8 protein-coding genes are annotated in these 15,501 nt (G+C 61.3%); all 8 read right to left on the reverse strand.

Annotation, left to right across the window (positions count from 1 at the left end; all coding sequences use genetic code 11):
* Nucleotides 1-3 precede the first annotated feature (3 nt).
* The 8 genes from ACMU_RS00795 to ACMU_RS00830 all read right to left on the reverse strand — a co-directional run bounded on the left by ACMU_RS00795 (nt 4) and on the right by ACMU_RS00830 (nt 15,498).
* The gene (locus ACMU_RS00795) at nt 4-1,323 is read right to left on the reverse strand and encodes a M10 family metallopeptidase C-terminal domain-containing protein (protein WP_161635604.1); all 1,320 of its coding nucleotides are present in this window, start codon (nt 1,321-1,323) and stop codon (nt 4-6) included.
* 182 nt (nt 1,324-1,505) lie between these two features.
* Nucleotides 1,506-5,162 (reverse strand): translocation/assembly module TamB domain-containing protein, encoded by a 3,657-nt coding sequence (locus ACMU_RS00800; protein WP_035255274.1) that lies wholly within the window; start codon nt 5,160-5,162, stop codon nt 1,506-1,508.
* Nucleotides 5,162-6,793 (reverse strand): autotransporter assembly complex protein TamA, encoded by a 1,632-nt coding sequence (locus ACMU_RS00805; protein WP_236626157.1) that lies wholly within the window; start codon nt 6,791-6,793, stop codon nt 5,162-5,164. Before ACMU_RS00805 ends, ACMU_RS00800 begins: the two co-directional genes overlap by 1 nt.
* Nucleotides 6,794-6,984: 191 nt before the next feature.
* Nucleotides 6,985-8,364, reverse strand: a complete 1,380-nt coding sequence (gene cysG / locus ACMU_RS00810; RefSeq protein WP_035255277.1) for a siroheme synthase CysG — start codon at nt 8,362-8,364, stop codon at nt 6,985-6,987.
* Between the two features lie 3 nt (nt 8,365-8,367).
* Nucleotides 8,368-11,034: a nitrate reductase gene (locus tag ACMU_RS00815; RefSeq protein ID WP_051587751.1), complete on the reverse strand. Its 2,667-nt coding sequence runs from the start codon at nt 11,032-11,034 to the stop codon at nt 8,368-8,370.
* Nucleotides 11,034-11,366 carry a nitrite reductase small subunit NirD gene (gene nirD / locus ACMU_RS00820; protein WP_035255279.1) on the reverse strand — a complete coding sequence of 111 codons (333 nt, stop codon included), beginning with the start codon at nt 11,364-11,366 and terminating at the stop codon, nt 11,034-11,036. The genes ACMU_RS00815 and nirD overlap by 1 nt, the downstream gene beginning before the upstream one ends.
* Complete coding sequence (gene nirB / locus ACMU_RS00825) at nt 11,363-13,801, reverse strand: nitrite reductase large subunit NirB (RefSeq protein ID WP_035255282.1); 2,439 nt, start codon at nt 13,799-13,801, stop codon at nt 11,363-11,365. Before nirB ends, nirD begins: the two co-directional genes overlap by 4 nt.
* A 5-nt stretch (nt 13,802-13,806) precedes the next feature.
* The gene (locus ACMU_RS00830; protein ID WP_035255285.1) at nt 13,807-15,498 is read right to left on the reverse strand and encodes an ABC transporter ATP-binding protein; all 1,692 of its coding nucleotides are present in this window, start codon (nt 15,496-15,498) and stop codon (nt 13,807-13,809) included.
* Nucleotides 15,499-15,501 lie beyond the last annotated feature (3 nt).

Below are 15,501 nucleotides of genomic sequence, written 5' to 3' on the forward strand. Positions count from 1 at the left end.
GCGCTAGACGAAGTTGAAATCGTCGCTTGTCAGGTCGGCGGCAAAAACGCCGGCTACGAAAATCTCGTGGCCATCCACATTGATCTCGACGCCCCCAAACATGTTGGTGAAACTCAATGCCCCAAAAGTTGTGTCCGCAAGTTCGATCACGTCCAACCCATCTCGAAAATCCAGGATCATGTCGCGTGCACCGTTGATCAGGTCGTTGAACACAAAGGTATCTCCACCCAGACCACCGACAAGCCAGTCATTGCCGACCCCGCCATCAAGGCGATCCGTCCCGGTGCCGCCAAACAGAATGTCCCCACCATTGCCACCAATAACCGCATCCGCTCCGTTGCCACCCAACAGGATGTCAAACTGGGCCCCGCCAAACACCGTGTCATTGCCATTGCCCGCGAACACAACGTCCGCCCCGCCGCCCGCATTCAGCGTATTATCAAGCGCATTGCCAATAATTTCGTCGTCACCATCGCCTGTTGCGCCATTCTCGATCTGGGAACCCCGGCCAATAACCATATTGCCGATCAGACCGCCAACGTTAGAAATACCTTCCTCGTTTAGGTTAAGAACCTGGTTGCCGTGAAAGGTACTGAAATCCAGCAGGTCGATCCCACCGTCGTCGTTGATGGTAAAGGTAACCGGGTCCCCGCTCCAAAACGCGGGATCGGGCGCATCACCGTCGTAGAGAATGCCAAATACGGTGCCCAGATATCCGTCGATATTGGAATTTGCGCCGTAGACAGAGTTGCCCGTGTTGGTTTCAACTGACCCACCGTAAAGGATCTCCATCGCCTCTATGTCGGCTATCATCGCTGTGATGGTATAGGCGTAAGACGCAATTACATACGGGTTCGCGATTTGGTCCACATAGGACATCACGGTCAATTGCCAGCTGTCATTCTCGAAGACCGCGTCGGATCCGAAATTGATTGAGCCATTGTAGTTTCCGCCATGACCCAGGCCCAGCGCATGACCGGCCTCGTGAATGAAAGTTTGGAACGAATAGCTGTCAATCGTGGTGCCATAGGCATTGGTCCAGCTTTGCGGAATATTGATATACGCCCAGGTCGTAAATCCGTTGAACGATTGTTGCGTGCTGTAGGCCCCCGAGGGGTCAAGGTCATCGAACATGATCTGCGCGAAGCCAGATGTGACCTCGACAAATACCAGACCCGAAGCCTCGGCCCACACGTCCATCGCCAGGCGCGCCAATTCCTGCGCGGCGAGGGTCAGTCCATCGACGCGAAAGGTCATGACATCTCCGGCCTGGGCGTTGAATTTTGTCGGGGCATAAGGTCCGTTGATCAGATAAGCCGCCATGTCATCGACCGAAGCAACCGGTTTCCCGGACGCCCCAAATGTTTTCAATGCACTGGAGAAACCTAGTGAATTCATTTTGTTACCAATCTACGGGTTGGCGTCGCAACGCCGCCTGCGATCTAGCATAACATTCAATTGGGCAAATGAGAGGCATTTCAGCCGACCCTTGATGAAAGGCCCCGCTAGTAGTCGCGTTCCCAGAAGATTCCGATACCAGACCGACCGTCGCTGGACAGCCGCCCTGTGGCCGTAACATTCGGCAAAAGGTCCAAGTTCAGGTTAATTTCGGATTGGCCTGAAGCCCCTACCGTGATGTCCGTATAAACATTTTCAGACAAGTATTTCCCTGCGGATACTGCCGTATCGCCGTCAGCGTTCGATGATATATCCAAGTCATCCAAGCCAAAGCCCAACCTGATCTTTCCAACGATACCATCGCCCTGCCCTGCAAGCGTCGCAACGGCACCCGCCAATTGTGCCGCCTGTAAAGGGGACAAGGTTTCGATCCGTTTGCCAAACAGAAGCACAGCCAGGGCCTCGTCCTCGGGCAATTGCGGTTGCGCAGAGATCGATAGCTTTGGGGCGTCGGCACGCCCCTCCAACAATACTGCGACATCGAACTCATCTGCCTTCGCCTCGGCCAACAGACGTATATGCGGCAACAGGGCGCCCTGAAGTGTCACGTCACCCTGTTGCATGGTCAGTCGCCTGCCCAGCAGATCCAACCGTCCGCGGATCAGGGAAAAACTGCCGGAAGGTATGGCCCGCCGCGTTGTCCCCCCCAGCTTCAGTTGCCCCCCAAGTTCAACGTCCAGCCCCCGCCCCCGAATAAAAACCCGTGCCGGAGCCAGAACATCGACATCCAACGCCAGTTCAGCGCCTTCTGCCGTATCCGACTGGTTCAAGCCGGCAGCCGCCAAGGTTTGCAGGACATTGTCTGATGCGCCAACATGACGAAGACCAATTGGTACATGTCCGGACCGGCTGGTGGTCCCGCTTGGAACGCTGATCTCGGCCTGACGGACGTCAATGGTTCCCGAGACCTCTGGCGCGTTGACCGGGCCACGAACACGCAACACCGCATCGGCCAACGCATCGAAGACCGGTTCCCGGCGAATGCGGGCACCACTTGCCGTGATCGTTAAGTCAACATCGCTGGCATCCAGCCGCACAGGACCGCTCAGCGAAACCCTTCCACCTGTGGACAGGCGCCCATCCGCGCCAACCTGCGCAACACCCGCGGTGATATCTGCGCGCAGACTACCGTCCTGCCAACTGATGCCGACGTCCGGTAACGAAATCTGTGCACCTGTTGCCCGAACGGTACCACCCAATGCCTGCACGGACGCAGGGCCGAGCAATCGCATGTCAACTTCGGTCCTTCCCTGCGCCGATTGCGGCGCGATGAACGCGTTTGCTAACGCAAGGTCGCCCCCGCCACGAATTCGCAGATCGTTCCGGTTTTGGTTCGGGTCAACCTGCCCGGTCACCTGCACGTTGCTGTTCGCTGGCCCGCTCAACGCAGCATCAACATTCCAGACATCAGCAGCTCTTGTCGCGGTGCCGTTCAGCGACAACTGCCCGGGCAACTCCGCCACCAGAACAGAGAAGTCACGCAATTTCGCGGAATAGCTAATCTGTTCGCCATCCTTGCACGCAATTTGAACGCTCAATTGCGGGGTTTGCACCGTTGCGCCACAGGACAGAACATTGTCGTGCGACATCTCTGCCATGATGTTCAGGGCACTGTCGCCACTTGTCACCGGGTTCAAACGGCCAATTCCTGTCTGCAAGTCGTTGGCCGTGCCGTTGATCTGGATGGCAAAGCCCGTCGGGGTACGTGCCCCGCTTGCCTTGATCGCAGCCTGGCCAGCCAGATCGCGGCCAGCCAGTTTTGTGAAGCGCGACAAATCGCTGGCTTGAACGGCAACCTCGCCCTCAAACCCCGTGCCATCGCCTTCCAAGTTTATCGAACCGGAACCCTGCAAAGTTGCGCCCATTGCGCGCAGACCGCCATCCTTGATGGTTAGGGGCGCGTTCCGCATCCATAACAGGTCAAACTGTGCCTCCGCCGGGCCATCTACGCGGCGATCGACCAGGGCCAAATCCTCAACTTTTCCGTCAACGACCAAAGCTCCCTGAAGACTGTTCAAGCGACCACTTGCGGCCACTTGCGCGTTTGCACCGACAATTGCGAGATTGCGTAGATGGGTACCTGTGGTTTGACGCACCAAGGACAGATCGACAAATGCCTTACCGCCAAAAAGCCCATCCACTTCAGCAATGCCCACTTGCATATCGCGGGCTGTTCCGGTCGCTTCGACATCTGTTTCGCCGGTGATTGGGTTGACCGACCCCTTCATTGACATTTCGGCCTCTCCACCCAAGGTCTGTCCGCTGAGCCCGGACAGCTGAGCGAGGTTCTGGTGATGTGCCGTGATGTCGCCTGTAAAGGTCAGGCCCTCGATCTTTCCTTGCCCCGAAACCTGGTAATCTTGCCCATTCAACGCCAAGCTGGGAACGTCCAGCGGCTGACCCAGCTGCCATCGCAGTGACAGTGCCGCGTCAAGGGCTGGTCCCAGCGCGGCTTGCATCGCGGCCTCGTTGTGTAACAGCGCGGTGGTCAGCGAAACCTGGGCCGAGAACGACCGAACAATGGCATCAACCGCGCCAAACCCGCCCAGTTGCACGTCCCGCAGTCCCAGATCACCACTTTGAACCCGGCGCGCACGTCCTGTCAGACGCCAGTTTTGGCTTTGCGCGGCGTCAAACGCCAATTGAACGTCCAGTGCTTCAACCGTCAGGCGGCTTGCAACCGGAAAAACAGTTGGCTCGTCCGTTTTCGTGCGCAGGTCCAGATTTGCGAAAACCGGCATCCTCGCGGGTGAAAGCTCGGCAGCGCCATTCAAAAGAAACAGCGATGTTTCCAAACGCAGTTGCGGAAGCTTGATTTGTCCGTCGTCACCCCGCGACAGCTCGGTCATCAATGTTGTGTTGGGCCCAAAAAACGCGCGCAGGTCCTTGGCCACCAACGGGCGCAAATCACCCGAAAGACTGATGTTCGTGCTCCAAGCTGCCGATTCCTCGTTGATGCGGAACGCGCCCGTCACCCGGTTTTGCCCATCAGAGGCAAGCGCCAGAGTTGCCGCAAACTCATTGATGGGGCCTGAACCTTGCAATTCAAGGGCCAATGAAGGCGCGTCGGGAACACTCAGCATGGAACCGATCAAACCGCCTTGCGCTTCGTTCAAGAACAGTGAAACGGCAAGGTTTCGGGTCTCGTTTTCATATGACCCATCCAGCGCCAATCGACCCGCCGGCCCTTCCAGCATGTCGATTTCCAGGCTGATATCTCCGGCGCCATCCGCCAAAACGGCGGTACCGGAACCCTTCAGGACGGCTTCTTGCCCCAACACAGAAGCACCAAGCGAAACGCGTGACAGCAGGAACCGGTCAATCTTGACCGATACCGGCAAGTCCGGCAGGGCGAATTCACGCGCTTCTGCCCGGCCGGGATCCAGTTCATTGCTTTGTGGACGCCGCTCCATCCGAACCGACTTTGCCGACAACTCCCGCACTTCAAGGCGCCCTCGAAGCAAGGCAGCACGCGACCAGTCAAGCTTCAATCCTTGAAGCGTGATCCAAATGCCGGTTTCATCTGCAATCGTCATCTCGTCGATCGTGGCCGTCGAAGACAACGCACCTTGGAACCCGGTGATCCGAACTTCGCGCCCAGCGTCCGACAGGTTGTCTTCGATAAAAGCCTGCAACACACCGCGGTCATCGCCCAAAGCAGGCAGTGCCAATAGAACCGTGAAAAGAACCACCAGAACCCGCATCAGAAGGCCTGCCCAATTCCAACGTAGATTTGCAGACCAGAACCTGTGTCGCCACTGGTCGGTACCGCCACGTCCAGTCGGATAGGGCCAATCCCGGTATCATACCGCAATCCCAGCCCCGCGCCGGAGTGGCTGCGCCCTGCGTCAAACGTTCCGGACGCACTGACAAACCCAAGATCAGCAAAAGCGACGATGCCCAGCTTTGCACTTGCCCGCACACGGGCTTCGATAGACAAACCGGCAAAGCTGCGCCCACCAACGGTGCCCATAGGCAAGTCAACACCCAGCGACTGAAAGGTCTGCCCCCGCACTGTTCCGCCACCGCCAGAAAGAAACAAAAGGTCGGGGGGCAGGTCCGACTGCGTTGCACCAAGAATACTGCCAAACTGCGCGCGCCCGGCAAACACGATGTCTCCGACATTTCGGTAACCACGCAGGTCACTGGCAAACCGCAGTCCCCCGCCGCCGCCGTTGAGGGTTGCAAAGGGCATCACTTCGACATCCGCAAAAAGACCGCTGGAGGCAGACAAGTCGTTGTTGCGAGTGTCCCATGTGGCGCCGATGGGAACGAATAACTGCAACAACTCGGACTGGGCCAATGCGCCCTTGGGGTCTGAATACCTGAGGCGTGCGCCGACACGGCCTTGTAGGCGATCGTTAAACTGATGGTTCAGCGCGATACCCAATGCAGCAGACCGATTTTCAAAGTCCGGCTCGTTCAACGTTTCAAGCTCGGCTTCCAACAACAGCTGCGTGTCTGGTGTAAAGGTCGCTGGCCGTGCAAGAGTGACCGACAAATTGAAATCCTCGCCGCCGGACTGTCCGCCGATCCCCGAGATCAGACCATCCACGGTCAACCTCTCGGCCCCGCCCAGAAGGTTGCGGTGCAGCCAAAATGCGCTGAGTGCCAGACCCTCCTGAGAGGCATACTCGGCACCCAGGCCATAGCGTCGGCGCTTGGCATCCGTGACCTCCAAGGCGATCGGGAGTGTGTTGTCTTTTTGCGCATCGCCCTCGCGCAGGACGACGGCACGAAAGGCGCCCGTGCGGCGCAGACGCTCGGCCGCGGCGTCCAACTCGGCGGGCGAAAAAACGGCACCGGCGGGCAGACCGGCAATCGCCGCCTGTCTCTCGGGTAGCACGCGCGAAGACGTGTCAGGAACAAGGTCGCCAAAACGCAGACGCGGGCCAGGTGCAACGGAGACCCGCGCATTCACCTGCGCGGCCGGGTGGTTGGCCGTGACGTGCTGGCTGTCGATTTGTGCTTTGGCGTGCCCGGCGTCGCGCCAGCCTTCGACTGCCTCGCCAGCTGCATCCCGCAGGGCCGTGCTGGCAGCGACTTCACCCCACGCGAGGGCCGGATTTGCGACAGCGCCCGGGGCCAATGGCGTCACGCGCGCGTCCCCGAACCGAAACTGGGGGCCGGGGTCGACGTTGATCGTTATGCGGCCAATATGCGACGGCGCGGCAAATGGGGACATGGTCGCAACTTCTTGCCCATCCGCGTCAATGCGAACAACCGGACCATAATACCCGCGCGCATAAAGCACCCCGACAAGCCGTGCATAATCTGCCCGTGCTGCGGCCAGAATGTCTTGCGACGTTGCCTGATCCTCCAGACTCGCGGTCAAAGACGCATTTCGCAACGGATCCGTCAAAGCGTCTGGCGCGTTAAGGCGCAGATCGACCGCGTGGGAGGCCCCAGCGAACAGGCAAAACATCAAGATCAGAGCAAGTTGGCGCAAAAAAAAGACCAATGGGGGCAGCAAGGGTGGACCCGCCAGATGTACCACCCCATCGCCCCCCGCGAAAGAGGCGCAGATCAGGCCGTGACGCGCGCGGCGCGGTGGTGCGATTTAGGGCAGGTCACAAACAAGATTGCCGGGTTTTCAAAGCCATTTTTGGCAATTCCATCGGCCAGACCGTCCAATCGCAGTTCGGCCGTTTTTTGCCCATGGCCACTGGCATCAGCCACCACGGTGACCGTGGTGGTTCCGGGCAGACCCGCAGCAAGCAGTTCGGTCGAAATTCGGTTGGCCTGCGAGACCCCCATGTAGAAGGCCAGCGTGCTGCCGGGACGTACCAGCGAAGCCAGATCAGGCGCGTCATCCTGCGAACGTGTTGCGGCCGAGGCAAATGTAACTGCATCGGTTTGCCCCCGGCTTGTCAGCGGACGACCCAGAGCCGCGGAGGCAGCACTGGCGGCAGTGATCCCGGGCACGATCTCTACCGCGATTCCATCGGCGCGTGCGGCCTCCATCTCTTCTGTGGCGCGGCCAAAGATCCCCGGATCCCCGGACTTCAGACGCACAACCCTTTGTCCTTGTTTTGCCTCGGCCGTGATCAGCTGATTGATCCGCTCTTGCGGCCAAGCGGCCAAACCGGGTGTTTTGCCCACATAGACGCGGCGTGCGTCGCGCCGGGCAAGTTCCAGCACATCAGGGTCAACCAAACGGTCGTAATAGATCACGTCAGCCTCTTGCAGACGTTCCACGGCGCGTAATGTCAACAAATCACGCGCACCGGGGCCCGCACCGACAAGGGCGATGCTGCCAGTTTGATCCGCGCCGAATTCATGGCCCGAAATGGCGGTTTTCAACAACGACGCCGCTTCGCGCTCGGACCCTTTGCGAAAGGCCTGCCATGCTGGCCCGTCCACCGCCCACCGCCAAAAGGCACGCCGGTTGGCGGCCGGAACCCGCGCTGCAACCGCATCGCGCAAGCGGCCACAAAGCGCTGCAAATCCACCCAACTGCGGGTCGAGCATTTGCTCCAAATCGGTTTTGATACGACGCGCCAGAACGGGCGAGGTTCCTTCCGTGCCGATGGCAACGACAACGGGGTCGCGATCAACAATCGAGGGCGTGGTCACATCGCACAGCGCCGGTTGGTCCACGACATTCACAACGGCACCGGCCGCTTTGGCCAGGGTGTGCAGCGCGGCGTCCAGACCGGGGCAGCCCGTGGCAATAAAGACCAACGCGGTGTCCGCAAAACTCTCCACGTTCACTCGGCCCGAAATAGGGCGCGCCCGACCACGTGTTACAATCGCCTGCAACTCGTCATCCAGATGTGGCGCAAGAAATTCCAGCTGCGCCTCGGTCTTCAGCATCAGCCGCGCTTTTTGCGCCGCCTGCTCTCCCCCACCGGCAATAACGACACGACGCCCGGCAAGGCGGTGAAACATCGGAAAGCTCTGCATGGGTTACTCCGCAGCGTGGGGAATCGTCAGCGTCGACAATAGCGCAGCCAGTTCGGGACGGCACGAGCCACAATTGGTGCCCGCCTGTAGCGCTTCGCCGATAGCCTCGACACTGGTAAGACCCTGATTGCGGATCGCTAGGGTGATCGTGTTCACGCCCACGCCGAAACACGAGCACAATGTCGGCCCCGGATCGGGGCGGCCTGCACCGGGTTGACCGGGCAAAACCAGATCGGCGGAGTCGCCCAGCGCGCCGGTCAGGAAACTACGGGCAACGGCCACGGGTTGCGGCGCAACAAACAGGGCGGCACGAGTCACGCCATCCAGCACCAGCGCCACGCGGGCCAGGCCGGCCTCGGCGTCGATCAGAGAAACGGCCTCGGCCTGTGGCAGGTTGAACATCTGGCGGGCGTGGTCTTCCCAATTGGCGGGCGCGCGCAGCCCGGCCAGCTCCGCACGCCAACCATCACCGGTTCTGGCCAGCGCCCAATAAGCGCAATCGGGGTTTGGCCGCGAGGCAGATACCGCGAAACCGTACCACGTGGCGTCGAATTTGCGGATCGATACCGCCGCGCCCTTGCTGTCGGGCTGCCCCGAAAACGGATCGGTGTCCTTGGTGGTTAAGCGGCTGACAATTGCCGAGGACGCGACCTGATCGGTCCAGTGGATCGGCGCAAAAACCGCGCCCGGTTTAACCTTGGTACTGGGCATGACGCGCAGCAGAACGGGCTGACCGTTCGCCTCGATCGTGGCAATATCGGCGGGCCGCAGGTTCAGCCGCGCCATGTCGGCGGGGTGGATTTCCACATAGGGTTCGGCCAGGTGCTGGCTCAGCTTGGGCGCCATGCCGGTGCGGCTCATGGTGTGCCAATGGTCGCGCACCCGGCCGGTGTTCAGCCGGAACGGGGCCGCGCCATCACGCATGTCGCGCGGCAAGGCGCCCGACACGGGCAACATGCGCGCCCGGCCGGTATCGGTGAAGAACCCGCCATCGGCAAAGAAGCGCTGCGCCGCGCCGTCGGGGCGCAGCGGCCAGCTGACCGGCGCCATGGCGTCGAACTGGCTGTCCGAAAGCTCTGCCAGCGGTGTCAGGTCCAGATCTTTGCCGAAATCCACCGACAGCTGCGTCATCGCCGCGTATTCGCGGAAAATCTCGGCCGGGCTGGCATAGTCAAAGGCGCGCGGCCAGCCCATGCGCCGGCCCACGTCGGACAGCACGTCCCAATCGTGGCGCGCCTGACCGGGCGGGGGCAGCATGCCGCGCTGACGGCTGATGCGGCGTTCGGAATTGGTGACGGTGCCGTCTTTCTCGGCCCAGCCGGTGGCGGGCAGCCGCACATGCGCCAGTTTCGCCGTGTCGGTATCGCCGAACATGTCCGAGACCACCACAAAGTCGCAGCCCCGCAAAGCCGCCCGCACATCGCCGGCATCAGGCATGCTGACGGCGGGATTGGTGCACATGATCCAGATCGCCTTGATCTGGCCATTGCCAACCTTGCGGAACATGTCGACCGCCTTGGCGCCGGGGGCATCGGGAATGGTCGGCGCATCCCAGAACGTCTTAACCGCCGCGCGGTGCTCGGCGTTTTCGAGGTCCAGATGGCAGGCCAGCATATTGGCCAGACCGCCCACCTCGCGCCCACCCATGGCGTTGGGCTGACCGGTCACGCTGAACGGGCCCATGCCGGGGCGGCCGATGCGGCCGGTGGCCAGATGACAGTTCAGAATGGCGTTCACCTTGTCGGTGCCATTGCGGGCCTGGTTCACGCCTTGGCTATAGATCGTCACCACCTTGCGGGTGCCGGTCCAAAGGCGCAGAAATTCGCTCAGCTTTTCCGGCGACAGGCCGGTGGCGTCGGCATCGTCCGCGCGCGCCTGTGCCAGCGCGGCGTCAAACCCGTCCACGTGGCGCGCGACGTAATCTGCATCCACCTGCCCGCCATCGGCCAATGCAACCAACAAGGCATTGAACAAAGCCACATCGCCACCCGGCGCAATATCCAGATGCAGATCGGCCAGGTCCGAGGTCGCGGTGACGCGCGGGTCAACATTGATCACCTTCATACCCGGCCGGGCCGCCTTGGCCGCCACGATACGCTGAAACAGCACCGGATGACACCACGCCAGGTTCGAGCCAACCAGCACGATCAGGTCAGCCTCTTCCAGATCCTCGTACTGGCCCGGCACGGTGTCGGTGCCAAAGGCGCGCTTGTGTCCTGCCACGCTCGAGGCCATGCACAGACGCGAATTGGTGTCGATATTGGCCGAACCGATGAACCCTTTCATCAGCTTGTTGGCCACGTAATAATCCTCGGTCAGCAACTGACCCGACACGTAAAAGGCCACGCTGTCGGGCCCGTGTTCTGCGATGGTCCGGCGGAACCGGTCGGCAACCAGATCAAGCGCGTCGTCCCAACTTGCGGTTCGTTCGCCGATCTGCGGGGCGAGAAGACGACCCTCGCGCGCGAGGGTCTCGCCGAGCGCCGAGCCCTTGGAACACAAACGCCCCTTGTTGGCCGGGTGGTCCGGATCGCCCTTGATGTCCAACCCGCCCCTGCCATCGGGCGTGGCCAGAACCCCGCAGCCCACACCGCAATAGGGGCAGGTGGTGCGGATCGCTGCCGGCGCATCAACCGCCGTCAGCCGCTGTTGGTCCGCCGCGCCGTCCATCACGCGGCCGAGCGGTTGGCCAGAACCGTACCGTCCAGCAGGATGCGGCCGCCTTCGACGCGCGTGGCATAGGTGGCGATCTGCCCCTCGTCGGCGCCTTGCGCCTGACCGCTTTCCAGGCTGAACACCCAATTGTGCAGCGGGCAGGTCACCGACCGCCCGTGGACGATCCCCTCGGACAGGGGACCGCCCTTGTGCGGGCAGCGATCGGCGGTGGCGAATACCTCCTCTGTGTCCGTGCGAAACACCGCGACGCAGCCCATGGATGTCTTGACGATCCGCGCCCCGCGCAGCGGAATGTCGTCAATCGCGCCAATATCAATCCAGCTCATTCCGCGGCCTCCAGGGTCAGATCTGCAAGGGGTTGATAGGTTTCGGCCTTCTTGGCCGCATGTTCGGCCCAGGGGTCGGCGCGATAGACCGATTGCGACAGCTCGAACCGGTCGGCCAGCGCCTTGCGGTTCTCGGCGTCGTCCACGATCTGGGCCTTGACCCAGTCCAGGCCCACCTTGTCGACCCATTTGAACACCCGGTCCAGATACTTGGCGTTTTCGCGATAGATCTGCGTCATGGCGCTGATCATTTCGATGGCTTCGTCCTCGGTGGTGACCTTGGCCAGAACCTCAGTCTCTTTGACCTCCATGCCGGCGGCGCCGGCCACATGGATCTCGTATCCCGAATCCACGCAGATCACGCCGATATCCTTGCACGTCGCCTCGGCGCAGTTGCGCGGGCAGCCCGACACGGCCAGCTTCAGCTTGTGCGGGGTCCAGCTGCCCCACAGGTGCTTTTCCAGCTTCACACCCAAACCGGTGCTGTCCTGCGTGCCAAACCGGCAATGATCGGACCCAACACAGGTTTTCACCGTGCGCAGCCCCTTGGAATAGGCGTGGCCCGAGACCATGCCGGCCTGGTTCAGATCGTACCAGATGCCCGGCAGATCCTCGCCTTTGACACCCAGAAGGTCGATCCGCTGCCCACCGGTCACCTTCACCGTCGGCACGTTGTACTTGTCGGCCGCATCGGCAATCGCGCGCAGCTCGTCCGGGGTGGTGATCCCACCCCACATGCGCGGCACAACGCTGAACGTGCCATCCTTTTGGATGTTGGCGTGTTTGCGTTCGTTCACGAACCGGCTTTGCGGATCGTCCTGATATTCAATAGGCCAATCGGCCAGCAGGTAATAGTTGATCGCCGGGCGGCACACGTGACAGCCATTGCGGGTTTTCCAACCCAGCTCTTGCCACACGGCCTCCTGGCTTTTCAGCTCTTTCGTCTTGATCAGGCGGCGCACATCCTCGTGCGTCAGGTCGGTACAGCCGCACATCGGCTTGGCCGTCGGCAATACGAAGCGATCACCCAGCGTGAAGGACAGAACCTGTTCCACCAGCCCGGTGCAGGTCCCGCACGAGCCGCTGGCCTTGGTCTGGGCGCGCACATCCTCCAACGTGGTGGCGCCCCCTTCGATCGAGGCCACGATGTCTGCCTTGCTTACGCCGTTACAGCCACAGATTTCCGCCTCAGGCGGTAAGGCTGCAACGGCCGCCAAAGGGTCCGCGGCGGCACCCCCCTGATAAGCCGGACCAAAGATCAGCGTGTCGCGCATCTCGGCGATATCGGTGCCGTCCTTGATATGGCCGTAAAACCAGTTGCCATCGGCCGTGTCGCCATACATCACGGCGCCGATGATCTTGTTGTCTTCGATCACCAGGCGTTTGTAGACACCGCGCGCCGGATCGCGAAACACGATGTCCTCGCGCCCTTCACCATCGGCGAAATCGCCGGCGCTGAACAGGTCGCACCCCGTCACCTTCAGTTTGGTCGACACCTCGCGCTGAACAAAGGCGGCGTCTTCACCCAGCAGGGTTTTGGCCACCACCTTGGCCTGATCATAAAGCGGGGCGACAAGGCCAAAAAGCGCGCCGTCATGTTCCACGCATTCGCCCACCGCCAGAATGTTTTCATCCGAGGTCAGCAGCTGATCATCCACGTGGATCCCGCGCCCCACGGCCAGACCGGCCGCTTGCGCCAGCGCGACGTTGGGGCGGATGCCAACGGCCATCACCAGCAACTCGCAAGGCAGTTCGGTGCCGTCATCCAGCATCAGCGCGCGCACTTTGCCATCCTGGCCCAAAATCTCTTTCGAGTTAGCGCTGCACATCACGGTGATGCCCTTGTCGATCAGCGCCTTGCGCAGCAGATACCCCGCGGCCTCGTCCAGCTGGCGTTCCATCAGGTGGCCCATAATGTGCACCACGGTCACGTCGGCCCCGCGCGCGGCCATGCCAGCAGCAGCCTCGAGGCCCAACAGCCCCCCGCCGATGACAACCACCTTGTTGCCCGCGCCCATACCCATCATGCGTTCGGTATCTTCCAGATCGCGATAGGCGATCACCCCGTCCAGATCATGGCCCGGCAGCGGGATCATGAACGGGTTCGACCCGGTGCCAAACAGCAGCTTGTCATAGGCCAGAACGTCGCCATTTTCGGCCGTCACCGTCTTGGCGGCGCGGTCGATATTAACGACCTTCTCGCCAAACCGCGTGGTTACCTTGTTCTCGGCATACCAGGCGTCGTCATGGGTGACGATCTCTTCGTATGTCTTTTCACCGGATAGAACCGGCGACAGCATGATGCGATTATAGTTCCCGCGCGGCTCGGCGTTGAACAGGGTGATGTCATAAGCGTCGGCGTCGCCCTCGATCAGGTGTTCGATGGCCCGCCCCGAGGCCATGCCGGCCCCGATTACGATCAATTTCTTGGTCATACCCTTCACTCCGCCGCAATGGCCTTGGCCGCTTCGGGCTTGGCCTTGGGTTTGGGTTTCGCGCCATGTTCGTATTCCTCGAGGAAATCCAGAACCTGCTGGCGATAGGTGTAATAGTCGGGATGCTCCAACAGCGCCTTGCGGGTGCGCGGGCGCGGCAGGTCCACGTCAACAATCTTGCCGATGGTGGCCTGCGGGCCGTTGGTCATCATCACCACGCGGTCGGCCAAAAGGATGGCCTCGTCCACGTCATGGGTCACGCAGATCGCGGTGACCTTGGTGCGCGACCAGACCTCCATCAGAACCTCTTGCAGCTCCCACCGGGTCAGGCTGTCCAGCATACCGAACGGTTCGTCCAGCAACAGTAATTTGGGCGACAGGGCAAAGGCCCGCGCGATCCCCACACGCTGCTGCATGCCGTTCGACATGGAATGCGCCGGACGGTCCATCGCGTCGGCCAGACCCACACGCTCCAGATAATATTCCACCACGTCCTGACGCTCGGCCTGGCTGGCGCGCGGATACACCTTGTCGACGCCAATCGCGCAGTTCTCGCGCGCGCTCAGCCACGGGAACAGGTTGGGCGACTGGAACACCACAGCGCGTTCGGGGTCGGCCCCCTCGACATGCCGGCCATCCAGCTTGATCGCCCCTTTCGAGATCTCGTTCAGCCCCGCCGCCATGGTCAGAACCGTTGACTTGCCACAACCCGAATGCCCGATCAGGCTGATGAACTCACCCCGGTTGATCTTCAGATCGAAGTCTTCAACCACAGTCAGCGGGCCCTTGGGCGTTGGGTACACCTTGTGAAGCTGGCTGAAATCGAGGAAGCGTTCGTCAAGCAACCCCTCCTGTGCCTTGGCCACAGCCGTCGGCACCCCGTGGATCGGCGTGACATCGGGCAGCTCTTTGGTACCCTCAACGCGCGCCTTGATGCCCACATCCATCAGGTAATTCGTCACCTGCATGCGCAGCGACTTGAACGTCTCGTCGGTGTTCATCGCGCCCCGCTCGCGCGGCCGCGGGATCGTCACCTTGAACTCATCCCCCAACGTGCCATCGGGGTTCAGCGCGATAATGCGGTCGGCCAGCAAAATGGCCTCGTCCACGTCATTGGTGATCAGCACACAGGTCTTTTTGTCAGCGTCCCAGATCGCCTCGATCTCGTCGGCCAGATTGGCGCGGGTCAGTGCGTCCAGCGCGGAAAGTGGCTCGTCCAGCAACAAAACCTCGGGGTCCATCGCCAAGGCACGCGCCACGTTCACCCGCTGGCGCATACCGCCCGACAGCTCCGCCGGACGCCGGGTCGTGGCGTGGCCCAGCCCCACCATGTTGACGTAATGCGCAACCTTCTCGGCCTTCTCGGCCTTGGACAGGCCGGGGAACATCGTGTCCACCGCCAGCCCCACATTGCCGTTCACCGTCAGCCACGGCATCAACGAGTAGCTTTGAAAGATCACGCCGCGTTCCGGGCCGGGGCCGGTGATCGGCTTACCCTTGAACGTCACGTCGCCCTTGGTGGGGCTTTCCAGCCCCGCCATTAGGTTGATCAGTGTCGTCTTCCCGGTGCCCGAGAAGCCCAGCAGAACCAGAAACTCGCCCTCTGCCACCGCCAGGTTGATGTCTTTCAGAACATCGGTCTTGGCGGTGCCTTCGCCGAAGCTTTTCGAGACGTTTTTGAACTCAAGTACAGACATCTG

The sequence above is a fragment of the Actibacterium mucosum KCTC 23349 genome (genome assembly GCF_000647975.1).
GTDB classification, from domain to species: Bacteria; Pseudomonadota; Alphaproteobacteria; order Rhodobacterales; family Rhodobacteraceae; genus Actibacterium; species Actibacterium mucosum.

What these genes read in the sequence shown, in the direction of transcription:
- cysG (WP_035255277.1), bottom strand. Translation starts at nt 8,364, where the DNA reads ATGCAGAGCTTTCCGATGTTTCACCGCCTTGCCGGGCGTCGTGTCGTT.
- ACMU_RS00800 (WP_035255274.1), bottom strand. Translation starts at nt 5,162, where the DNA reads ATGCGGGTTCTGGTGGTTCTTTTCACGGTTCTATTGGCACTGCCTGCT.
- nirB (WP_035255282.1), bottom strand. Translation starts at nt 13,801, where the DNA reads ATGACCAAGAAATTGATCGTAATCGGGGCCGGCATGGCCTCGGGGCGG.
- ACMU_RS00815 (WP_051587751.1), bottom strand. Translation starts at nt 11,034, where the DNA reads ATGGACGGCGCGGCGGACCAACAGCGGCTGACGGCGGTTGATGCGCCG.
- nirD (WP_035255279.1), bottom strand. Translation starts at nt 11,366, where the DNA reads ATGAGCTGGATTGATATTGGCGCGATTGACGACATTCCGCTGCGCGGG.
- ACMU_RS00830 (WP_035255285.1), bottom strand. Translation starts at nt 15,498, where the DNA reads ATGTCTGTACTTGAGTTCAAAAACGTCTCGAAAAGCTTCGGCGAAGGC.
- ACMU_RS00795 (WP_161635604.1), bottom strand. Translation starts at nt 1,323, where the DNA reads ATGGCGGCTTATCTGATCAACGGACCTTATGCCCCGACAAAATTCAAC.